We start from the raw sequence: 632 nt of genomic DNA, 5'->3' as shown, positions 1-632 counted from the left end.
GGCAATGGCACTGATACGTTCACCTACACCCTCAAGGATGCGGACGGCGACACCAGCCAGGCAAACCTGGTGTTGCAGGTTCACAACAACGATGACCCGGTACTGATAACCGGTTTGAACGGCGAGGGCACTGACGCTACGGTTTATGAAAAAAACCTTGGCACTGGCAGCAGCCCGGATGCTGCTGCGCTGACGCAAACCGGCACGTTCACCGTGACTGCCGCCGACGGCCTGCAAAGCCTGTCCATCGGCGGCCTTAATGTGGTGGCGGCGGGGGTGGCCAGTGGTGTCGGCCAATCGTTAACCACCGGGTTGGGTAACACCCTGACCATCACCGGTTTTAACACCGCAACCGGCGTAGTCACTTACAGCTACACCTTGAACGGCGCCGATACCCACCCGACGGGCGACGGCGCCAACAGCCTTATCGAACATTTCAATGTGGTTGCCACCGACACGGAAGGCTCGGTGAGTAATGCTTCGTTGAACGTCAGTGTGGTGGATGACGTACCCACCGCGATCAACGACAGCAACCTAAACATAGCGTCCGAAAGTCTGCTTACCCTGACCGGTAACGTGCTGACCAACGACATCCAAGGCGCTGATCGCATTCCGAGCGGTCCGATTGTTGG

1 pseudogene is annotated in these 632 nt (G+C 58.2%); it reads left to right on the top strand.

From position 1 onward, the window contains the following. Positions 1-632, top strand: a pseudogene (locus tag QN378_RS23310) (type I secretion target); the annotation flags it as partial.

The organism is Pseudomonas sp. 10S5 (assembly GCF_035019745.1).
Classification (GTDB): domain Bacteria; phylum Pseudomonadota; class Gammaproteobacteria; order Pseudomonadales; family Pseudomonadaceae; genus Aquipseudomonas.
Note: the sequence above shows the minus strand (reverse complement) of the source record. Positions and strands in the feature narration are given on the sequence as shown.